This window comes from Actinokineospora enzanensis DSM 44649 (assembly GCF_000374445.1).
GTDB lineage: Bacteria > Actinomycetota > Actinomycetes > Mycobacteriales > Pseudonocardiaceae > Actinokineospora > Actinokineospora enzanensis.
The window spans coordinates 41,104-62,036 of sequence record NZ_KB894434.1; the positions used below are offsets into that span (position 1 = coordinate 41,104).

Below are 20,933 nucleotides of genomic sequence, written 5' to 3' on the forward strand. Positions count from 1 at the left end.
GTTCTTTACCGACTAATCCCGCGCTTCGTCGCTGTCTGCCTGCCCTATTCCTCCGAGTCCTTACCCAGTCCTTACCGAGTCCGTCCTGAACCGATTGGCGGTAGCACCGTGACCGAGACCCTGCGCCCCGTCGACGGCGAGGCGTCGTCGCAGCAGAGCCTGACGACCGCGGCGGCGCGGAACCTGGCCACCACGACCAAGTCCGTGCCGCAGATGCAGGAGATCACCTCCCGCTGGCTGCTGCGGGTACTGCCGTGGACCCATGTGGGTGGCGGCACCTACCGGGTCAACCAGCGGCGCAGTTACGTGGTCGGCGACGGCCGGATCGCCATCGACTACGTGGTCGGCGACGGGCGGATCACCGTCGACCGCGAGAACGCGCAGGCCCGGGTCGTCTCCGGCGACCTGCGCGAGCTGGCCTTCCTGCGCGACTTCGACGACGAGGAGGCGCTCAGCGCCCTCGCCGAACTGTTCCAGCAGCAGAACTACAACGCGGGCGACACCATCGTCGAGTGGGGCCACGCCGAAGACCGCTTCCTGGTGATCGCGCACGGCCGGGTCGAGCAGCGGGCCGCGGGCCAGTACGGCGACGAGACCGTGGTCGGCGTGGTGGCCGACGGCGAGTACTTCGACCAGTGGGGCCTGTTGGAGGAGCGGATCTGGGACTTCACCGCCCGCGCCGCCACCGCGGTCACGGTGCTGTCCCTGCGCCGGTCCGACTTCCAGAACCTGCTCGACCGCGTCCCCACGCTGCGCGCACACGTCGAGGAGTACGTGGCCAGCGGCGCGCACACCCAGGGCGACGGCGAGGTGCCGATCAACCTGGCCGCGGGCCACACCGGCGAGGTCGACCTGCCGGAGACCTTCGTCGACTACGAGGTCTCCCCGCGCGAGTACGAGCTGAGCGTCGCGCAGACCGTGCTCAAGGTGCACACCCGGGTGGCCGACCTCTACAACCAGCCGATGGACCAGGTCGAGCAGCAGCTGCGGCTGACCATCGAGGCGCTGCGCGAGCGCCAGGAGCACGAGCTGATCAACAACCGCGAGTTCGGCCTGCTGCACAACGCCGACCCGCGGCAGCGCATCCACACCCGGGGCGGCGCCCCCACCCCGGACGACCTGGACGAGCTGCTGGCCAAGGTGTGGAAGGACCCGTCGGTCATCCTCGCCCACCCCAAGGCCATCGCCGCGTTCGGCCGCGAGTGCAGCAAGCGCGGCATCTACCCGACCTCCGTCGACATCAACGGCCACCACGTGCCCAGCTGGCGCGGCATCCCGGTGCTGCCCTGCAACAAGATCCCGATCAGCGACACCCGCACCACCTCGATCCTGCTGCTGCGCACCGGCGAGGCGAACCAGGGCGTCATCGGCCTGCACCAGACCGGCATCCCGGACGAGTACGAGCCGGGTCTGTCCGTCCGGTTCATGGGCATCAACGAGAAGGCGGTCACCTCCTACCTCGTCAGCGCCTACTACTCGGCCGCGATCCTGGTCCCGGACGCGCTCGCGGTGCTCGACAACGTCCAGATCGGCCTGTGACCCCACGGCACCCGCGCGCCCCGGGCGCGCGGGTGCCCCTCCCTGACGAACACGATTGGCGGTATCAGGCGTGACCGACGTACTCGACTCCGCGGCCGGGCAAGCGTCCCAGCAGTCCCAGCAGAGCCTCGACACCAGGGCCGCCCGCAACCTGGCCACCACCACCAAGTCCGTCCCGCAGATGCAGGAGATCAGCCCGCGCTGGCTGCTGCGCATGCTGCCGTGGGTGGAGGCCAAGGGCGCGGTCTACCGGGTGAACCGCAGGATGAGCTACACCCTCGGCGACGGCCGGGTGACCTTCACCAACACCGGCGCCGACATCGACATCGTGCCGCAGGAGCTGCGCGAGCTGGCCGTGCTGCGCGACCTGGACGACCAGGCCACGCTGGCCGAGCTGGCCCGCCGCTTCCAGCAGCGCGAGTTCACCGCGGGCCAGGAGATCGTGCGGGCGGGCGCGCAGGCCGACGCGGTGTTCCTGATCGCGCACGGCCGGGTCACCACGCACACCGAGGGCCACTTCGGCGACGAGGCGACGCTGTCCGTGCTCGCCGACGGCGAGTACTTCGGCGACCGCGCCCTGCTGGAGTCCGGCGCCACCTGGCAGTTCACCGCGCGCGCCAACACCGCGTGCACGGTCATGGTGCTCTCCCGCGGTGAGTTCCTGTCCCTGCAGGAGAGCTCGCCACCGCTGCGGCAGCACGTGGAGCGGCTGCGCGCGCAGCCCGAGGCGGCCACCAACAAGCACGGCGAGGCCGAGATCGCGCTGGCCTCCGGGCACGCGGGCGAGCACGAGCTGCCCGGCACGTTCGTCGACTACGACCAGGCCCCGCGCGAGTACGAGCTGAGCGTCGCGCAGACCATGCTCAAGATCCACACCCGGGTCGCGGACCTCTACAACGAGCCGATGAACCAGGTCGAGCAGCAGCTCCGGCTCACCATCCAGGCGCTGCGCGAGCGCCAGGAGCACGAGCTGATCAACAACCGCGACTTCGGCCTGCTGCACCAAGCCGACCTGCGCCAGCGCATCCACACCCGCGACGGCGCGCCCACCCCGGACGACCTCGACGAGCTGCTCTCCCGCAGGCGCCGGTCGAACTTCTTCCTGGCCCACCCGCGCGCGATCGCCGCGTTCGGCCGCGAGTGCACCAAGCGCGGCCTCTACCCGGCCACCACCGAGGTCGCAGGCCGGACCGTGCACTCCTGGCGCGGGGTGCCGCTGCTGCCCTGCGACAAGATCCCGATCAGCGACACCAATGTCACCTCCATCCTGGTGCTGCGCACCGGCGAGGCGGACCAGGGCGTGATCGGCCTGCACCAGACCGGCATCCCGGACGAGTACGAGCCGGGCCTGTCCGTGCGGTTCACCGGGATCAACGCCAAGGCCGTGATGGCCTACCTGGTCAGCACCTACTACAGCGCCGCGGTGCTGGTCCCGGACGCGCTCGGCGTGCTGGAGGATGTCCAGATCGGACTGTGAGACCGGCTCGCCACCACCGCGCGCGGCTCGCGGTGGTGGCGAGCCCGTCCGCGCCCCGTCCCCGCCCGCCGTCCTGGGCCGTTCGCCCGCCCACTCCAGCGAAAACGAGGTCCGGCATGTCCGTCGATCGCCGTTCCATCCACCTGCCCGACGCCCGCGAGGCCCCGGAGCCCGAGGTCGAGCACCGCTCCGCGCGCGAGGTGCTGGCGCAGGCCCGTGTCCTGGTCGACCCGGCGCTGCGCGCGGCGGTGGACACCCTGCCGGACTCGATGCGGCACCTGGCCGGCTACCACTTCGGCTGGTGGGACGAGCACGGCGCGCCGGTCCAGGCCGACGCGGGCAAGGCGATCCGCCCGGCGCTCGCGCTGCTCGCCGCGGAGGCGGTCGGCGCCGCACCGGCCGACGCGCTGCCCGCGGCGGTGGCGGTCGAGCTGGTGCACAACTTCACGCTGCTGCACGACGACGTGATGGACGGCGACCACACCCGCAGGCACCGGCCGACCGCGTGGAGCGTGTTCGGCCTCGGCCCGGCGATCCTGGCGGGCGACGCCCTGCTCACCCTGGCCTTCGACGTGCTGGCCGCGGGCGGCGGCCTGCCGGACAACCGGGTCGTCGCCAGGGTGCTGTCCGCGGCGGTGCTGGCGGTGCAGGACGGGCAGGCCGCCGATCTGGCCTTCGAGCGGCGCGCGGAGGTCGGCCTGGCCGAGTGCGTGCGGATGGCGGAGGGCAAGACCGGCGCGCTGCTCGGCTGCGCCACCGCGCTCGGCGCCCATTACGGCGGCGCCACCCCGGTCCGCGTCGACCACCTGCGTTCGTTCGGCGAACGCCTCGGCCTCGCCTTCCAGCTCACCGACGACCTGCTGGGCATCTGGGGCGACCCGGTGAGCACCGGCAAGCCGGTCTACTCCGACCTGGAGAACCGCAAGAAGTCGCTGCCCGTGGTCGCCGCCATGGCCACCGACACCCCCGCCGCGCACGAGCTGCGTGGGCTCTACCGGCGCGACACCCTGTCGGCGGCCGACCTGGTGCACGCCGCCGACCTGATCGACCACGCGGGCGGCCGCGCCTGGACCCGCGCCCGCGCCGACGAGCTCCTCACCGAGGCCCGCGCGCACCTGCTGGCCGCGCACCCCGTCCCCCGCGCCGCCGCCGAGCTGACCGCGCTGGCCGACCTCGCCGTCCGCCGCGACCATTGACCACTCCCGAGGAGACCGCCATGACCCCGCCGCCGGGCACCGTGCTCGTCGCCGACGAACTGCGCGGCCTGCCCGGTGCGCCGCTCGCCTGCCCAGCCGCCGCACTGGTCGATGGCGAGCTGCGCAGGCAGGGGATCCCGACCGCGCGCGGCCCGGTGGACGTCGTGCTGTCCGGTGTGGACACCGAGACGACGTGGACCACGTTCGGCGGGGTGGCGCTGGCGGTCTCGGTCCGGGTCGCCGACACGGAGGCTCGCTTGGCCGCCAAGTCCACTGTGGGCGCCTGGCTCGCGGCGGGTGGCCCGCGCACGGTCGTCCTGGCCGCGCCGCGTTCGTTCTGCGCGGGCGTGGAGCGGGCGGTGCAGGTTGTGGAGCGGGAGTTGGTGAGGGAGCCACGGGTATACGTGCGCAAGCAGATCGTGCACAACACGCACGTGGTGGCCGATCTGGAGTCGCGCGGGGCGGTGTTCGTGGACGAGCTGGCCGAGGTGCCGCCTTCGTCCACTGTGGTCTTCTCGGCGCATGGGGTGTCGCCCGCTGTCCGTTCGGACGCCGATGCCCGGTCGTTGCGGGTGATCGACGCGACGTGTCCGTTGGTGACGAAGGTGCACGCGGAGGCCCGGCGGTTCGCCGCGCGGGGGGACACGGTGATCCTGATCGGGCACGCGGGGCACGAGGAAGTGGACGGGACCCTGGGTGAGGTTCCGGATATGCGGTTGGTGCAGTCGGTGGCGGATGTCTCGGCGGTCGCTGTGCCTGATCCGACGCGGGTGTCCTATCTGACCCAGACGACGCTGGCGGTGGACGAGACCGTTTCGATCATTGATGCGCTGCGCGCTCGGTTTCCGGCTCTGCGCGGGCCCGGCTCGGATGACATCTGCTACGCGACGACGAACCGGCAGAACGCGTTGCGGGGGGTGGCCGATCGGACCGAGCTGGTGTTGGTGGTGGGGTCGTCGAACTCGTCCAACTCGCAGCGGCTGGTGGAGTTGGCTTCGCGGCAGGGGACTCCGGCGTATCTGATCGAGGACGTGGGTTCGATCCGTCCACAGTGGCTGATGGGGGTTCGTGCGGTCGGGCTGACGGCGGGTGCGTCCGCGCCACCTCGGTTGGTGGATGAGGTGGTCGCCGCGTTGGGCGGGTTGGGGGCGGTGTCGGTGGAGGAGCACGAGACGACCCGCGAGACGATCGAGTTCACACTGCCGAGCGCGGTCCGGGGAAGTTGATCGAGCGGCACGCTCGTCCGGTTCGGATGTACGTCATGGTCTACCTGATGGTCTACCTGCCGCAGCACGCGCGGATGAGTGCTGGGGTGAGGGACGGGTAGCGGGTGCTCGTGGTCATGGTGCGCAGAATCGGGTCGGTGTGCAGCGGGCGCAGGCGTTCCGGGAGGTCTTCCTCGGCGCCCGCGATGGCCTCGGGGTGGTCGCGCAGGTGGTCGGCTAGGCCGGGCCAGCGGATCTCCAGGATCGTCCAGAGCGCCAAGGCCTCGACGGCGACCGCGTTGCCCTCCAGGGTGCGGACGGCACGCAACGCGCTGTAGGAGTTCACGAATCGCTTCATCGCGCGAGGGTTCGGCGGCAGCAGATCCGCGAACCGCAGGAGACTGTGCTCGGTCTCGGCGATCGCGGTCTTCGTGGTCATCCGCGCGAGCGCTTGTTCAGCCACCAGATCCCGCACGGCCGGACTGGCCGTGCGCAGTGCGTCGACCACTTGGGCCTCGGTGACGCTGCGGTCCAGGCGGGCCCGGACGCGGGCCTCCTCGGTGACAACGACATCGGTCGGGGCGGTGGAGCTGTGCAGGAGGCGGCGCAGGTAGGTCTCGCGGCGGGCGGTGTCGATCGCGGGGATGGGTATGTGCAGCTGGAAGAACTTCTCCAGGAACTTGTACCCCATCGGCTCGCCCGGTCGGGCCGCCGCGCTCGCGAACGTGGCGTAGCCGTGCTCGTAGGCGGTGCGCAGCCAGGCCCCGTCGGCGCAGACCACGAAGTGGATGTTGGGCGGGCCGATGTCGCGGATCAGGTTCTGGATCTTGTCCAGCAGTTCGACGATGTAGGTCTCCTTGCACCGGTCCAGATCGTCGACCAGGAACACCACCGGGCGCTTGGAACGGGACATCAACCAGGTGAAGTGCCGCTCCACCTCCAGCATCGGATTGGTGTTGGACTGCTCGAACAACCGAGCCCCACGCGCCGAGTCCCACAACAGGAACCGACTCGCCACCAGAGCGCCCGCGAACAGGGTGCTCACTCCGGCCAGTCCGCCGATGACGGTCTTGACCGCGTCGGCCATGCCGTGGAAACCGTTGAGCACCAGCAGGATCACGCCGATGAAGACCATCACCCCGGTGACCGCCAAGACGAAGGGGGCGCCCACGCGGCGAAGCCGGGCCAGGGATTCGTTGATACGCAACCAGATCCGCCCGGGTAACCGGCGTTGCCTGCGGATGGCCGTGCGCAATGAGGTCAGCACCGCCCACCACGCCGGGCCGACACCCGCCTCCTGCCAGGCATCGAAGTCGACAACGGTGAAGTCCGGTGTCGACTCCGCCCGGAGGAAGTTGAGCAACGTACTCTTTCCCGTACCCCACGGCGCATCTATGTGGATCATCAGCGAGCTGCCGGGTTCCTGCGCGTCGACTCGCTTGAGCCGCTCCGCGATCACCTTCGCCAATGGCCTGCGCCGCAACCAGTCGTCATCGGCTGGCGCGTCCCCGACCCACTCGACGTGACCGCTGCGCGCCTGCCCCCAGATCCGGATGACCCCGCCGACCTCCGTGATCACGATCCGCTCGCCGTTCAGCGAGCCGATTGCCACGCGCGCAGGCTCGTGGTGTTTGTCGAGCTTGATGTACTGGTCCTGGTCGGGCTGCCACAGGTAGACATCGCCGTCTTCGTAGGCGACCACCACGGAGAGGGGATCGTCCGCGATCGCGAGCGCGGACACGGCCACGCCGAATGCCGGGAGCTCCCGTCCGCCGGACAGGAACACGCCGCCCAGTTCCGTGCTGGTGGCGACCAGGCCTGGCAGAGCGGCCATCGTCCCGATGTCTCCGACCAGCAGCGTCGAAGTTGTTTCAGCCGAAGGGTCCCCGGCGTCCGACCAACCACGCACGAACCCGCCGTCGAGGCTTACGTGCGCGCCGCGTTCTCCGGTTGCCGAGAGTGCCATGACGGTGTCCGGGTACTCGGCGAGCGGTTCAGCGGTGCCGTTCCGCCAACGCCGGACCACGTTGTCCAGGCTGCCGCTGATGATCACCCCGTCGGGCCCCACCGCGATCGTCGTCACCGGGCTGCCCTGGTTGCCGAGTTCGCGTGTGGTGTGGGAGTGGATGTCCAGCGCGTGGATGATCCCGCGATCGGTCCCCATGAGCACGACCGGTCGCCCGTCCACCTCGCCGAACGCGATGGCGCTGACCGGCAGGTCGGGTGTGATCACCCGCAGCTCGACGTAGTCCACGGGCCGCGCCGGTCCGGCGCGCCCGAAGGCCTGGTCGAAGACGGCCACCATGGCGTCGAGCTCGCCGTGGCGCAGGATCGTGGTCCGGTCGCGCCATTGCAGGGCATGGTCCCGCAACGCCTCGTCGGTGACGTCCTCGTCGAGGAGGGTGACGATCGGGTAGCCGGTGCCCTTCGAGGACAGCAGCGCGGTGAGTTCACGGTTGGTGGCGGCGGAGCGCAGGGAGCCGGGCGTCACGATCACCACCGCGCCGTCCGATTCGCGCATCATCGCGTCGAGGCCTGCGGCCAGTGACGCGCTGTCCTCCATCGGCACGTAGCCGGACCGGTCCAGGGTGCCCAGGACCGATGCGAGGACACCCGCGCCGCTGAGAGCGTGGCTGATGTAGATGCGTTTTGGGGGCTCGGCAACCGCCATGGGGCGAGGTTAGCCGGGTTGATCTTCGAAAAAGGGCGGATCCGCGCGGTCACCCTGGGGTGGGTTGGGGTGCCGGGCCAGGGGATGTCCGGTTCCCACACTCGGCCCAGTCCGACTACTCTCTGCTAGGTAGCGGTGACGTGACGCGGAGTCATCGATCCGGTGGCGTTCGATACCCCGCCACTCCGGCGAAGATCCGCTGAGCAGCCCGAAGTTGATCGACGAATCGTTACTTGATCATTCAAGCTGTACGCCGTACGGGTGAATCTCGGTTGTGAGTCGGTTGCCTTAGGCTACGAGCTGTAACTGGCGTTATGGGCCGGTGCGATGGACGAGGCAACAGTGCCCCGCGAGGACCCGGCAACGCCCGGACCGCACGCGTGTCAGGACCTCGGTGGCTCCGGATCGCAAAGAATCGACATCGCCATGACACTGCTGTGGATCACCGGCTCGGTGCTCGTGCTCGCCCTGGTCGGCTGGCGGCTGCGCCGTGCTTCCTCGTTGGTCGACCGGATCCTGGTCGAGGAGCGCGCGGGGGCGCTGCGGGACGTCGTGCTGGAGGCGGCGGAGTCCGGGGAGAACGGCGTCGAGCAGCCCGCGCCGCGGGTGGACGTGCCGGTCAACATCGTGGCCAGGTGGCCGCACCCGCCCCGGCAGGCGCTGGCGCGGCGGCGGACCGAGGACCGGCTGGCAGGCTGAAAAGCCCGGACCGACCGGTTCAGGTCGGGTGGCCCTGGTTGCGGTGCCAGGGTCGGTTTGAAAATGACGTTCGTATGCGGGAAAGACGCGCGGGAGGGACGGCCCCGACCCGCCTGGTCCCCCGGCCGGTGGGCGCCGGCCGGGGGATACCAGGGACTCAGTAGGGCTCGCCGAGCGCGGCGCGCAGGGCCGCGCGGTCTATCCAGCCAAGGTGGGCGCAGGCCTTGGCGCCGCGGAAGGACCACAGGTGGTGCTGCCGCCAGGTGGCGCGGCGCCCGTGCCGGGGGCTGGGTGCCAGGTTGGTGCCCAGGTAGGTTCCGGTGAGCTCCAGGCGGGTCTCCACCGTGTCCGCGCCGGTACACCGAGCGGTGAGAATGCGGGCGTAGATATCGGGCATGACGCGCCGGGCGGCGGCCACCGAGAATCGGAGCCCGGATATCCCGTCGGCGAATACCCGGATATCGGAGAGGTCTCGGATATCGGGATGGGCGAACGTGTCCAGAACGGTGTAATCGCCCTCGTTGACCGTTTCGACGACGAACGCGGCCGCCATTTCCACCTGCTCGTCCGCGCGGGCGGGCACCCGGTGCGCGCGGACCAACGACTCGATCATCGCGGCGTGGGGAGGGCGACCTCGGCCAGCGCGGAAGCAAGAGCTCTGCGGTGCGCGCGGCGGATGGCCACGGCCCGGTGCCGGGCGTACTCGGCGTCGGTCTCGGGGTGCACCGGGCGGACGGGGCGGGGCGCGCCGTCGTCGTCGACGGCCACGAACACCAGGTGCGCCTCGGCCACCGGCTCCGGCTCGGACGGTCCGTGGCAGCGTCGCGCGGAGACGTGGACGCCGATCTCCATCGAGGTCCGGCCGGTGCCTTCCACCTGGGCATACGCGGTGACGATGTCCCCGGCCCAGACCGGGGCGAAGAAGGTCATGTCCTCCACCGAGACGGTCACCGCGTGCCCGTCGCTGTGCCGGGCGGCGCTGGCCCAGGCGACGTCGTCGACCAGTTCGAGCACCAGGGTGCCCTTGCCGGAACCGAACATGTTCTCGTTGGACCGCCAGATCACGCGGGAGAGCTCGCAGCGCGAGGAGCCCATCGTCTTCCCCGTGGGCAGTGGCTCCTGTTCAGTCAGCGGAGTCCGCGTGGCTGCGTCGACAGGGGTCATCGGAAGTGTTTCTCCAAGGGTATATCGGTGGGTATGTCGGTGACGTCGAGCGGAAACCGGGCTGGGGATCCTGGCGGGGAAGACGGGAGCCAGTCTAAACGATCACTTGGGTGGTTTTTGCCAATTCCCGCCGGTAAACCGGTATCTCCCTGCTTCGGGCGACAACCTTCACTCTGGGTAGTTGAATTAGGCCGAAAAAGTCTGTTTTCCCTCACTCGTTCCGGTGATGGAAGCGGCGACGGACCGGGCGGTCGCCGGGAGTCGCCTGTCACGCCGGTGGGTTACCCGGCGCGGACCGGGCGGTCCCGGCCCGCCTCCTAGACTCGGCGTGCATCCCCGAGCGCCATGAGTGAGGTTGTCACCCGTGTTGACCATGCAGGACGCACTGCTCGCCCTGACCAGGTACTGGACCGAACGCGGCGCCATGGTGGTGCAGCCGTTCAACACCGAGGTCGGCGCGGGCACCCTCAACCCGGCCACCGTGCTGCGGGTGCTCGGCCCCGAGCCGTGGCGGGTCGCCTACGTCGAGCCCAGCGTCCGCCCGGACGACGCCCGCTACGGCGAGAACCCCAACCGGCTGCAGACCCACACCCAGTTCCAGGTGGTGCTCAAGCCCGACCCGGGCGACCCGCAGGAGCTCTACCTGGGCAGCCTCGCCGCGCTCGGCATCGACGTGCACGCGCACGACGTGCGTTTCGTGGAGGACAACTGGGCCTCGCCCGCGCTCGGCGCCTGGGGCCTCGGCTGGGAGGTGTGGCTGGACGGGCTGGAGATCACCCAGTTCACCTACTTCCAGCAGGCGGGCGGGCAGACCCTGGACCCGGTCTCGGTGGAGATCACCTACGGCGTCGAGCGGATCATGATGGCGCTGCAGGGCGTGGCGCACTTCAAGGACATCGCCTACGCACCAGGCATCTCCTACGGCGAGGCGTTCGGCCAGGCCGAGTACGAGATGAGCCGGTTCTACCTGGACGACGCCGACGTGGACACCCAGCGGCGGCTGTTCGAGGACTACGCCGCCGAGGCCCGGCGGCTGCTGGACGCGCGGCTGCCGGTGCCCGCGCACGTCCACGTGCTCAAGTGCTCGCACACCTTCAACGTGCTGGACGCGCGCGGCGCGGTGAGCACGACCGAGCGGGCCAAGGCGTTCGCGCGGATGCGCGGGCTGGCGCGCGAGGTGGCGGGCCTGTGGGCCGAGCGCCGTGCCGAGCTTGGCCACCCGCTGGGCACGGCCGGGTTGCCCGAGCCCGCCGCCGCGCCGACGGAGTTCCCCGCCCTGGACATGGCGCGCACGCTGCTCTTCGAGATCGGCACCGAGGAGCTGCCACCGCACGAGGTGACCCGTACGGCCGCGGCCGTCGAGCGGGCGCTGACCGACAAGCTCGCCGCGACCCGTCTCGGCCACGGTGTGGTGCGCGTGTTCGCCACGCCGCGCCGGGTGGTCGCTCTCGTGGACGCGGTCGAGCCGGTGGAGCCGGACGCGGAGCGCACGGTGCGCGGCCCGCGCGCGTCGGCCGCGTTCGACGCCGACGGCAACCCGACCAAGGCCGCCGCCGGGTTCGCCCGCGGCCAGGGCGTGGACCCGGGCGAACTGCGGCGCATCGATGTGGACGGTGTCGAGTACGTCGGCATCACCCGGGTGGACCTCGGGCGCGGCGCGGTCGAGGTGCTCAGCGGTCTGCTCGGCGAGATCGTCACGGAGCTGCGCGCGGACAAGAACATGCGGTGGAACGACCCGCGGCTGTCGTTCAGTCGACCCGTCCGGTGGCTGCTGGCACTGCTCGGCGAGACGGCGGTGCCGGTGGTGGTGTCGGCGCTCGCGTCCGCGCGCGTGACCCGGGTGCACCGGACCGCGGTGTCGCCGGTGGTGGAGGTGCCGTCCGCGGACGGGTACCCGGACTTCCTCACCGCCCACGGGATCACGCTCGACCAGGCCGAACGACGCGCGCGGATCATCACGTCGGCGGGCGAACTGGCCGCGTCGGTCGGCGGCGTGGTGGACGTCGACGGCGAGTCGGCGCTCATCGACGAGATCACGAACCTGGTGGAGGAGCCCGACGCGGTGCTGGGGTCGTTCGACGCCAAGTACCTGGAGCTGCCCGCCGAGATCCTGACCACGGTCATGCGCAAGCACCAGCGCTACCTGCCGGTGCGCGGGGCCGACGGCGGGCTGCTGCCGCACTTCGTCGCCGTGGCGAACGGTGCGTGCGACCACGACACGGTGCGCGCGGGCAACGAGGCCGTGCTGCGCGCCCGCTACGAGGACGCGAGCTTCTTCTGGCGTGCGGACCTGAAGACCCCGCCGTCGGCGATGAAGGAGGGTCTGGCCAAGCTCGCGTTCGAGGAGCGACTGGGCTCGGTCGCCCAGCGCGCCGACCGGATCGCCGCCGTGGCACTGGCCTTGGGCGTCCGGGTCGGACTGTCCGACGAGGACAGTGCGACGCTGGCGCGGGCGGCGGAGCTGGCCAAGTTCGACCTCGGCTCGCAGATGGTCATCGAGCTGACCAGCCTGGCGGGCACCATGGCCCGCGAGTACGCCCGGCGCGCGGGCGAGCCGGATGCGGTGGCCGTCGCGCTGTTCGACATGGAGCTGCCGCGCTCCGGCGGTGGCGCGGTGCCCACGACCGTGCCCGGCGCGTTGCTGGCCCTCGCCGACCGCCTCGACCTGCTGGCGGGCCTGTTCGCCGTCGGCGCCAAGCCCACCGGCAGCTCCGACCCCTTCGCGCTCCGCCGCGCGGGCGCGGGTGTCGTCTCGATCCTGCGCGCGTTCCCCGACCTGCGCGGCCTGACCGTCTCCTATGGACTGTCCAGCGCGGCCGACCGAGTGCGCGCGCAGGGGATCGAGGTCGCCGACGCGGTACTGGCCGATGTCGCCGAGTTCGTGACCCGCCGATACGAACAGCAGCTGCTCGACGCGGGCCACCCGTTCGACCGGGTCGCCTCGGTACTGCTGCTGGCCGACACCCCGGCGGTGGCCGACGCGACCCTGGTCGGACTCGCCGAGCACGCCGGGGACCCGACGTTCGCCGCGCTCACGGCCGCGCTCCAGCGCGTTCGCCGCATCGTCCCGGCGGACACGGTCGCCGCCTATGACCCGTCCGTACTCGTCGAACCCGCGGAAATCACCCTGCACCAGGCTTTCACGCACGCGCGAGAGACGACCGGCGAGGGTCTGGCGGGCTTCGTGGCGGCGGCTGGCCCGATGGTCGTCCCGGTCGACACGTTCTTCGACGAGATCCTGGTGATGGCCGAGGAACCGATCCTGCGCACCGCCCGACTCGGCCTGCTCGCCTCGATCCGGGACTGGGCCGCCCCGGTGCTGGACTGGCAGGCACTCGGCACCGCGGGCTGACCCTATTGTCGGGCTAATCCATATCCGGCCCCCGGGCAGCGTCTCACTGGGCGGGAATCCAGTCCCATCCTGGCTCGGGTAAGCCTCGCCCGTACCGGGCTATTCCCGTGCTGTTCGTTTTTCGACCCGCGTCGCCGGGCCGCTTCCTCGGGTGAGAAGCGGCCCGGCAACGGCTACCAGGTCAGGTCAATGCGGTGCTGGGTGATGGGATAGCCCGCTTTGGCGAACGTCGCCGCCATCGGCGTGTTGTCCACATCCGTGTTGGCCACGATCCGGTCGGCGCCGTTCTCCACCAGGATGTGGGTCGCCTCGGCCAACAGGTCGTAGGCGTAGCCGCGGCCGCGGTGTTCCGGGACGACTCCGATATAGCCGATGACCGGGTTGGCGTGGTTCCTGGTCGGCACGGTCAACCCGACCAGGTCACCGTCCGGCGTATAAGCCAGTCGCCACCAGGAACGGGGCGCGGGCATCCACAGCAGGATGTCCAGGTCTTCCCGCGCGGCCGCGTCCACACCGGATTCCGCCGCCGCCTTCCTGGCGTGCGCGTCCAGCGTGCCCGCGAGGAGGCGGCGGAACACGGCCAGGAAGGCCTCATCGTCCGCTTCTCGATAAACGAGACGTCCGGGACGCTCCGGGAGGCCCAGATCCGGCGTCCAGCGGTAGCGGTAGCGCTCGACCAACAATGTCATGCCCGCCGTCGTGGCGGCCGTCAGTCGGGCCTGCGCGGCGGCCAGCACGGCAGGCGTGTCCCGCCAGCCTGTCGGCAGGGTAAGGCAGTACTCGACGCGGAACGGGGCCGCGCGGAGCAGGGCCGCGGCCGCGTCGGGATCGGTGAAATCCAGCCAGTCGAGGGCGACCGGCTCCTTGTCGTCGGCCGCGCCCCACCAGGCCGCGCGGGCCACCACCTCGTCGCCGCGCCGGGCGATCCAGGTCCATTCGGGACGGTATTCGCCCCGGTCGCGCAGCTCGGCGTAAGTGGTGCCGAGCAGTGGGCGGCCGACGAGACCGGGATCGGGAAATGTGTCGAACAGGTGTTCCTCGCCCGCGGTGAGCGGGCGGATGACCGGATCGGTCATGGTGTCCTTCCGGGGAAGTTCAGCGCGCCCCCGGGTGGGAGCGCGGGACGATGCGGAGCACGGGTCCCACCTCCCTTCTTCGTTCGACTGCGGACGCCCCGGACGCTAGTGCAGGCCGCTCCGGTCCGGCAAGCGGGTTTGCGCTGTTCGTCCGGTGACAAGTCCGCCGTCATATCGGTGAAACACTCCCGGTACCGGGCCCGCGCCGGGTTAAGCGCGGCGGGGAAAGCCGCCGGGTCGCATTGCGTGCGGTAGCGGGAAGGCGACGGGTGGTGGGCGAATGCCCTACGCGAGCGGCCCACGAGCGGTAGCGGTGGGTGATTGGTTGCCGTTTAACGTGAAGTGCCTGCGAGGTGACGGAATCGGGAGCGCTTGCCCGGGTGAGCGCTACCCGGCGCGGCGAGTCGGATGGATGTGAACTCGGTCCGTGTCCGATTGGCGCGGAGCGGGTGAGATCGGCGACTGGCCCGGCTCGCCGGACCGGGCAATGGCGAGTCGGCGCGTTCGTCCGCGCGGTCCGGTCGCGGTCCGGTCGGTCCGCATGGGCGAATGCCGTCGGACGTCGGGGAACTCGCCGAACATATGGCGTACGGTTATCGAGCGCCGGCTAGCGATTTTCGCGCGAACCGGCCTCCTCATTCGCCCTGGGCGAGCAGGCCGGTTTCCCCGGGACGGGTGTCGGACGACACGCGGGTCATTCCGCGAAGCGCCCGGTATTTGTCGAAGCGTTGCCGAACGGGTACTGTTCCGGACCAGTGGGAGAAGTATTCAATTCCCGGAACATCCGTGTGCAGTGAGGTGCCCCATGGCTCAGAAGACCATCGTCCAGCTTTACGACGACCTCGACGGGTCGGCGGGCGAGGACATCCGTCCGGTTGAATTCAGCCTGGACGGCGCGAACTACGAGATCGACCTGAATGAGGCGAACGCCACCCGCCTGCGCGAGCAGTTGGCCGAGTTCGTGGCCGCCGCTCGGCGTACCGGCGGCCGGGTGAAGCGGCACGTGGCCCCCTCGGCGAAGCCCGCGAGCGACGCGCGCTCCAAGGAGCAGACCAAGGCCATCCGCGACTGGGCGCGGCAGAACGGCCACGACATCTCCGAGCGCGGCCGCATCCCGTCGGCCGTGGTGGAGGCCTTCGAGGAGGCGCACACCGTCAAGGCGAAGACCAACGGCGGCGGCAAGGCGAAGAAGGCCGCCTTCTCCGGCTGAGGCGCCATCGGGACGGACCGCGGCGGGGGAGTGCCCGCCGCGGTCCCGTGGTGCCTGCGGTCCGGGGTGGACGGCGACCCCGGGCCGGTCAGAAGCTGACGCCGCCCTCGATGTCGCGCGCCTGCAGCACCTTGCCGCTGACATTCCCGGTGATCTGGTTCACCACACCGCCGTGGTCGGCGACCTGGCGCGAGGATTCCACCGACCACCGCGACCGCAGTTCCTCGGCGAAGCGCGGGTCCTCCCGTTCGGTGCGCTCCAGTTCCCCGGCCAGCGCCGCCACCTGCGGCGAGTCCTCGGCCGCCCCCTCCGCCGCGGCCAGCGCGGCCGCCGCGTCCGGGCTGTCGGCGAACCGCTTCTTCACCAGGTCGTAGAGCGAGGTGACGGTTTTCGCGGCGAGGGCCGCGGCGATCGACACCAGTACTGGCTCCGGCATGGACGTGGCCCCTTTCCTAGGCTCTCCCGACCACGGTACGGGGTACCCCGTACCCGTCGCACCGCAATCCGGGTTCGCCCGTTGCGGAGGGTTCACCCGATCGCCGGTGTATCTCCACCCGTAGGCCCTCGCCGCGTTCCGCGCCGGTCCCGTTGCCCGTCGCGGTCATTAGAAGTACGGGCCCCAACTGTCGGCTCCGTTCGGGGGAATCGATCGGACGAGCCCGGCGTAACGGGCCCGATGCCGCGCGGGTACCGATTCCGGTGCCGCGGCCGGGATCGCCGGTGCCACCGCCGGATCGGCGGCCGCCTCGGCCAACAGGTCCCATACCACCGGCGTGTCCAACAGGGTGACCGCCGCGGTGACCACCGCGCGTCGCACGGCCGCGTCCTGGCCGGGCAGCCGAGAGCATTCCGCCAACCGGTCGGGGAGAGCCGGGATCCGGTGCGCGGCCGCGAGCGCCACCACGCGCACGACGACCGACGCGTCGGTGCTTGTCCAGAGCGGGCCGAGCGCCGCGCCCAATTCGTCCGGCGGTAGATGCGGCGCGCAGCGGATGAGGGCGCGGATCGCGACCTGCCCCGGCGCGGGCCGGGTCGACGGGTTGATCCACACCTGGGACTGTCCGGTATCCGCGAGACCGGGCAGGGGTACGAGTTCCCGTAGCACCGGGACGCTGCGCAACGCGCGCGCCGCGTCCAGCCGGACATCGACCGGGACCGAGTGGTCGCCCGCCACGGCGGCCAGTGACCGGGCGTAGCGTTCGCGCTGGCGGGGCAGCCAGCGGTGGAACCAGCGGTCCGGGTAGCGCGGCGGGCGGGGTTCGCCGCCGAACACGAACCGGCCCGATACCTGGCTGTGCGGGAGCTTGTCGAGCAGGTCGGTGCGCAACGCGGCGACCGCGGCGGCGACGCTGGGCACCAGGATCGTGGAGACGTCCTCGGTCAGCGCCCGCGCCACCCGCTGTCCGCGCGTGGCGGGATCCGCCAGCCACAGGCCGAGCGCGCGCAGCGCGATGCCGTCGACCGGGCTGCGCCTGCCACTGTCCACAGCGTCCTGGAGTTCGGGGAGCGACCACGCACGTTCGCCCAGGAGGTCGGCGAGGAACAGCGCGGTGTCGTACCGGCCCTGCTTAACCTCCGCGTTCGCCCGCGGCAGCAACGCCGTTTCCGCGCCCGGCGGCAGGTCCGACGTCAGCACGCTCCACGGCATCGGCAGCGGCGCCGTGGTGGCCGCGCGCAGGATCGACCGCCCGCAGTCGGCCAGCCGTTCCCGTCCCTCGTGGACACCCGCGTCGATCAGCCGCAGCGCCAGGCGGCACAGTTCGGCGACGGCGGTGGGCGCGGGCCGGTCGACACCGAGGACATTTGTCGCGAAATCGCGCAACAGCTCGGTGTCCTCGTCGCGAAACAACGCGGCGGGCACGGTCAGCAGACCCACCAACACCGTCAAATGCACCTCGGGGTCGATCGGGACCCGGGGCAGCACGGTCAACACCGTCCCGAGGATCTCCGCCTTCCCGGTCGCCGCCGCGGCCGCGATCGTCAGCCGGTAGGCCTGCGCGCGCTCGGCCACCGACCGCGCCTCCGCCGCCGCGGCGAGCGCGGGCGCTGCCTCGGTCCAGTCGGTGCGGGCGGTGACGGCCAGCCGCAGCGCGGGATCGTCCCGGACCACCGGGCTCAGCAGCAGCTTCCGTGCCTCGGCGATGCGGTGCGCGCGCGGCAGCAGGTCGAGACCGGCCAGCGTGCTGGGCCAGTGCCGGTGGTGGTCGTCCACGCCATGCACGCCCGCCTGGAAGACCGCGTGCCTGCGGGCGGGAGCCAGCGCGTGCAGCAGCACCGGCAGCTTGCGCAGCGAGATCACCCGCACCAGCGAGCCGAGGTCCGTGGCGCCGCGCAGCGCCCGGCAGGTGGAGGGGTCGACGGAGACCCGGCCGTGCCGCGGGTCCAAGAGCAGGCGCAGTAGCCGGTCGGGGTCGTGCGCGCCCAGCACGCCATGGTGTTCGCGCAGGTGACCCAGCACGTCGACGCGGCCCAGCGTGCGCTCGGCCAGGTCCAGCACCCGTTTCGGGGCGACCGGTGCCGCGACCGCAGGCCCGGTGCGCAGACCGGGCAGGCCGCCCCAGTTCGACTTCGGGGTCTGCTCCAGCGCGCGGTCGAGGTGGTCAAGCACCAGGTGCGGGTGGGCGGCGGCCAGCGCGGACCAGTTCGGCACGGCGTGCGCGAGATCGGGCAGCAGCTCCGCGACCAGCTCCGGCGAGCACGACGGCAGCAGCCGCCCGGCTTCCGCGTCGCCGAACCGCGCGCGGACGGGGGCGATCAGCGCGTCCGCGGTCGCGGCGTCGCGGTAGCGGCGGACCGCGAGGTACACCTTGCGGCGAATCGCGCTGGGCAGGTGCTCGATCCCCACGTCGGCCAGGTCGGCGCCGTGCCGTACCAGCGCGATGGCCGCGCTGCACCGCAGCACCGGGTCGGCCAGGCAGGCCCGCAGGTGGTCGAGATCACCACCGACGACAGCCAGCCGCAGCCCGAGCTCCCGGCCGAACGCGCTCCCGGCGTGCAGGTCGGCCAGCAGGGTGCGGCGCGCGGGCGGGGCGGTCTCGTGGGCGAGCGCGACCAGGCGGGTCACCCGGTCCGGGTGCGGCAGCGGGTCCAGCTCGCGGGTGAGCTCGGCGGCCGACGGCGTCATGTCCCGGATTCTGGCCGGGGCGGGCCGGACGCGCTCGGGTGCAACCGCCCGGACCTGGGCGGTGTTCCCTCGGAAGCCCAGCGATTCCCCTGATGGAGTGACCCGTGCCGAACAACGCCACCGCCCTGCCGGACCCGGATTGGTCGGCCATCACCGACCGAGTGGACACCGCCGGGTTCGCGCTCACCCCGCCGCTGCTCACCCCGGCCCAGTGCGCCGAGGTGATCGGCATGTTCGAGCGCGACGAGGTGTTCCGCTCCACCGTCGTGATGGCCCGGCACGCCTACGGCGAGGGCGTCTACCGCTACTTCGCCGACCCGCTCGTGCCGATCGTCGCCGACCTGCGCGCCACCCTCTACCCACCGCTCGCCGAACTGGCCAACGACTGGGCCCGCAAGCTCGGCGACCCCACCTACCCCACTTCACTGCCGGAACTCGTCGCGGCCTGCGCGGCGCAGGGGCAACACCGCCCGACACCGCTGCTGCTGCGCTACGGCCCCGGCGGCTACAACTGCCTGCACCAGGACATCTACGGCGACCTGACATTCCCGTTGCAGGTCGCGATCATGCTCAGCACCCCGGACGAGGATTTCACCGGCGGCGAGAGCGTGTTCGTGGAGAACCGGCCGCGGCAGCAGTCCCGCGCCATGGTCGCGCGTCCCGGGCTGGGGCAGGGGCTGGTGTTCCCGGTCCGCGACCGGCCGGTGGTCGGCGCCCGCGGCCATCGCCGGGTGGCCATGCGGCACGGGGTCAGCGCGGTCCATTCCGGACGAAGGCACGTGCTCGGCATCATCTTCCACAACGCCCGATAAGGCGTTTCGGCCGGTCAGCCGGTCAACAGCCGCTCTCGCCCGATTGCGTTTTTCGATCGTCACGGCGTTACGCGCACCTATCGCCGCTGGTCAGCGCGGGTGCGGCGGGGACGTGCAGACCTTTCGGGGTTTGCGGTTCATCATCCGTACACGGATGCCTGCTGCACTTCCGTTCGTCCACGAGCCGATCGTCCGCCGAGGAGTGCGCACCCGTGAGCCGTATTCGACTGGAAGGCCTGACCCGGCGGTTCGGCGCGGTCACCGCCGTCGACGATGTCTGGCTGGACGTCGCGGACGGCGAGTTCCTGGTGCTGCTCGGCCCCAGCGGCTGCGGCAAGTCCACGCTGCTGCGGATGATCGCGGGCCTGCTGGGCCCGACCGGCGGCCGGGTGCTGCTCGACGACACCGACATCACGCACACCCCGCCGCGCGAGCGCGACCTGGCCATGGTGTTCCAGAGCTACGCGCTGTACCCGCACCTGTCCGTGGCCCGCAACATCGGTTTCCCGTTGCGCGCCCGGCGGCTGCGCAAGGACGCCATCCGGACGAAGGTGGACGAGGTCGCCGCCGTGCTGGACCTCACCGAATTGTTGGCCCGCAAGCCGAAGGAACTCTCCGGCGGGCAGCGCCAGCGGGTCGCGCTCGGCCGGGCGCTGGTGCGCGACCCCGGCGCGTTCCTGATGGACGAACCACTGTCCAACTTGGACGCCAAGCTGCGCTCAAGCACCCGCGCCGAGATCTCCGGTCTGCACCAGCGACTGGGCGCCACCGTCGTGTACGTGACGCACGACCAGGTCGAGGCGATGACCATGGCGACCCGCATCGTGCTGCTCGACCACGGGAAGCTGGAACAGGTCGGCACGCCCGAGGAGGTCTACGACCGGCCCGCGTCCACCTTCGTGGCAGGCTTCCTCGGCTCCCCGCCGATGAACCTGGTGCCCGCCACCGCCGAGTCCCGCGGCACCCTGCGCGCCCACGCCACCGATCTCGACATCGACCTGGGCATCCCGGCGGAGATGCCCGCCCGCCCGGTGATCCTCGGCGTGCGGCCGGAACACCTGCGGCTGACCACGCCCGAGGACGCGGCCCTGCGCGGCGTCGTGCGGACCGTGGAGAACCTGGGCAGCGAGGAGGTCGCGCACTGCCTGGTCGGCGACGCCCGGGTGTGCGTGCGCGGCCCCCGCCCGCTCGGCCTGCGCGCGGGCGACCCGGCACACCTGACCGCCGCCCCCGAGACCCTGCACCTGTTCGACCCCGACAGCGGGCGACGGCTGGCATGGCAGCCCACGCCGGACCCCGCGGCGGCGGAACCGGAAGTACCGCTCGGCAGCCCCGCCTGAGCAACCGAACCACCAGACACCCGTCTTCCTCCCCCTCTCCCACCCCTTCCCCTCTCCCCCTTCCCCCC

Annotated in this window: 15 protein-coding genes; 9 read left to right on the forward strand and 6 right to left on the reverse strand. The window is 71.4% G+C overall.

Going from position 1 to position 20,933, the window contains the following annotated elements; genetic code table 11:
• Positions 1–108: 108 nt before the first annotated feature.
• The 4 genes from C503_RS0129295 to ispH all read left to right on the forward strand — a co-directional run bounded on the left by C503_RS0129295 (position 109) and on the right by ispH (position 5,438).
• Positions 109–1,539 (forward strand): family 2B encapsulin nanocompartment shell protein, encoded by a 1,431-nt coding sequence (locus C503_RS0129295; RefSeq protein WP_018685788.1) that lies wholly within the window; start codon positions 109–111, stop codon positions 1,537–1,539.
• A 70-nt stretch (positions 1,540–1,609) separates the two neighbouring features.
• Positions 1,610–3,016 carry a family 2B encapsulin nanocompartment shell protein gene (locus C503_RS0129300; protein ID WP_018685789.1) on the forward strand — a complete coding sequence of 469 codons (1,407 nt, stop codon included), beginning with the start codon at positions 1,610–1,612 and terminating at the stop codon, positions 3,014–3,016.
• Positions 3,017–3,132: 116 nt separating this feature from the next.
• Entirely contained in the window at positions 3,133–4,212 is a 1,080-nt protein-coding gene (locus tag C503_RS0129305; RefSeq protein WP_018685790.1) for a family 2 encapsulin nanocompartment cargo protein polyprenyl transferase, read from the forward strand.
• A gap of 20 nt (positions 4,213–4,232) precedes the next feature.
• The gene (ispH, locus tag C503_RS0129310; protein ID WP_018685791.1) at positions 4,233–5,438 is read left to right on the forward strand and encodes a 4-hydroxy-3-methylbut-2-enyl diphosphate reductase; all 1,206 of its coding nucleotides are present in this window, start codon (positions 4,233–4,235) and stop codon (positions 5,436–5,438) included.
• Positions 5,439–5,490: 52 nt separating this feature from the next.
• On the opposite strand, the gene C503_RS43715 is transcribed toward ispH, so the two are convergent.
• Positions 5,491–8,088: a P-loop NTPase fold protein gene (locus C503_RS43715; RefSeq protein WP_018685792.1), complete on the reverse strand. Its 2,598-nt coding sequence runs from the start codon at positions 8,086–8,088 to the stop codon at positions 5,491–5,493.
• Between the two features lie 426 nt (positions 8,089–8,514).
• Here C503_RS43715 and C503_RS0129320 point away from each other — a divergent pair, with 426 nt between their 5' ends.
• Positions 8,515–8,787 carry a hypothetical protein gene (locus C503_RS0129320; protein ID WP_018685793.1) on the forward strand — a complete coding sequence of 91 codons (273 nt, stop codon included), beginning with the start codon at positions 8,515–8,517 and terminating at the stop codon, positions 8,785–8,787.
• Positions 8,788–8,944: 157 nt separating this feature from the next.
• Here C503_RS0129320 and C503_RS0129325 read toward each other — a convergent pair whose 3' ends face one another.
• Complete coding sequence (locus tag C503_RS0129325; RefSeq protein ID WP_018685794.1) at positions 8,945–9,400, reverse strand: ester cyclase; 456 nt, start codon at positions 9,398–9,400, stop codon at positions 8,945–8,947.
• Positions 9,397–9,882, reverse strand: coding sequence for an acyl-CoA thioesterase (locus tag C503_RS0129330; protein ID WP_018685795.1), 486 nt, complete (start codon positions 9,880–9,882; stop codon positions 9,397–9,399). Before C503_RS0129330 ends, C503_RS0129325 begins: the two co-directional genes overlap by 4 nt.
• Before the next feature lie 442 nt (positions 9,883–10,324).
• Here C503_RS0129330 and C503_RS0129335 point away from each other — a divergent pair, with 442 nt between their 5' ends.
• Positions 10,325–13,303, forward strand: coding sequence for a glycine--tRNA ligase (locus C503_RS0129335; protein ID WP_156893604.1), 2,979 nt, complete (start codon positions 10,325–10,327; stop codon positions 13,301–13,303).
• A 173-nt stretch (positions 13,304–13,476) separates the two neighbouring features.
• Here C503_RS0129335 and C503_RS0129340 read toward each other — a convergent pair whose 3' ends face one another.
• Entirely contained in the window at positions 13,477–14,379 is a 903-nt protein-coding gene (locus C503_RS0129340; protein WP_018685797.1) for a GNAT family N-acetyltransferase, read from the reverse strand.
• Between the two features lie 805 nt (positions 14,380–15,184).
• Here C503_RS0129340 and C503_RS0129345 point away from each other — a divergent pair.
• Positions 15,185–15,589, forward strand: a complete 405-nt coding sequence (locus C503_RS0129345) for a histone-like nucleoid-structuring protein Lsr2 (protein WP_018685798.1) — start codon at positions 15,185–15,187, stop codon at positions 15,587–15,589.
• A gap of 88 nt (positions 15,590–15,677) precedes the next feature.
• Here the strand turns inward: C503_RS0129345 and C503_RS0129350 are convergent, their stop codons facing one another.
• Together C503_RS0129350 and C503_RS0129355 are read right to left on the reverse strand one after the other, a co-directional pair.
• Positions 15,678–16,025 (reverse strand): hypothetical protein, encoded by a 348-nt coding sequence (locus C503_RS0129350; RefSeq protein WP_018685799.1) that lies wholly within the window; start codon positions 16,023–16,025, stop codon positions 15,678–15,680.
• 168 nt (positions 16,026–16,193) lie between these two features.
• Entirely contained in the window at positions 16,194–18,713 is a 2,520-nt protein-coding gene (locus C503_RS0129355; RefSeq protein WP_018685800.1) for a hypothetical protein, read from the reverse strand.
• 104 nt (positions 18,714–18,817) lie between these two features.
• Between C503_RS0129355 and C503_RS0129360 the strand changes: the two genes are divergently transcribed.
• Both C503_RS0129360 and C503_RS0129365 read left to right on the forward strand, forming a co-directional pair.
• A complete protein-coding gene (locus C503_RS0129360; protein WP_018685801.1) occupies positions 18,818–19,525 on the forward strand; it encodes a 2OG-Fe(II) oxygenase in 708 nt (235 codons plus the stop codon).
• A gap of 212 nt (positions 19,526–19,737) precedes the next feature.
• Complete coding sequence (locus C503_RS0129365; protein ID WP_018685802.1) at positions 19,738–20,865, forward strand: ABC transporter ATP-binding protein; 1,128 nt, start codon at positions 19,738–19,740, stop codon at positions 20,863–20,865.
• Positions 20,866–20,933 lie beyond the last annotated feature (68 nt).

What these genes read in the sequence shown, in the direction of transcription:
- C503_RS0129335 (WP_156893604.1), top strand. Translation starts at nt 10,325, where the DNA reads ATGCAGGACGCACTGCTCGCCCTGACCAGGTACTGGACCGAACGCGGC.
- C503_RS0129305 (WP_018685790.1), top strand. Translation starts at nt 3,133, where the DNA reads ATGTCCGTCGATCGCCGTTCCATCCACCTGCCCGACGCCCGCGAGGCC.
- C503_RS0129345 (WP_018685798.1), top strand. Translation starts at nt 15,185, where the DNA reads ATGGCTCAGAAGACCATCGTCCAGCTTTACGACGACCTCGACGGGTCG.
- C503_RS0129325 (WP_018685794.1), bottom strand. Translation starts at nt 9,400, where the DNA reads ATGATCGAGTCGTTGGTCCGCGCGCACCGGGTGCCCGCCCGCGCGGAC.
- C503_RS0129320 (WP_018685793.1), top strand. Translation starts at nt 8,515, where the DNA reads ATGACACTGCTGTGGATCACCGGCTCGGTGCTCGTGCTCGCCCTGGTC.
- ispH (WP_018685791.1), top strand. Translation starts at nt 4,233, where the DNA reads ATGACCCCGCCGCCGGGCACCGTGCTCGTCGCCGACGAACTGCGCGGC.
- C503_RS0129350 (WP_018685799.1), bottom strand. Translation starts at nt 16,025, where the DNA reads ATGCCGGAGCCAGTACTGGTGTCGATCGCCGCGGCCCTCGCCGCGAAA.
- C503_RS0129340 (WP_018685797.1), bottom strand. Translation starts at nt 14,379, where the DNA reads ATGACCGATCCGGTCATCCGCCCGCTCACCGCGGGCGAGGAACACCTG.
- C503_RS0129355 (WP_018685800.1), bottom strand. Translation starts at nt 18,713, where the DNA reads ATGACGCCGTCGGCCGCCGAGCTCACCCGCGAGCTGGACCCGCTGCCG.
- C503_RS43715 (WP_018685792.1), bottom strand. Translation starts at nt 8,088, where the DNA reads ATGGCGGTTGCCGAGCCCCCAAAACGCATCTACATCAGCCACGCTCTC.
- C503_RS0129330 (WP_018685795.1), bottom strand. Translation starts at nt 9,882, where the DNA reads ATGGGCTCCTCGCGCTGCGAGCTCTCCCGCGTGATCTGGCGGTCCAAC.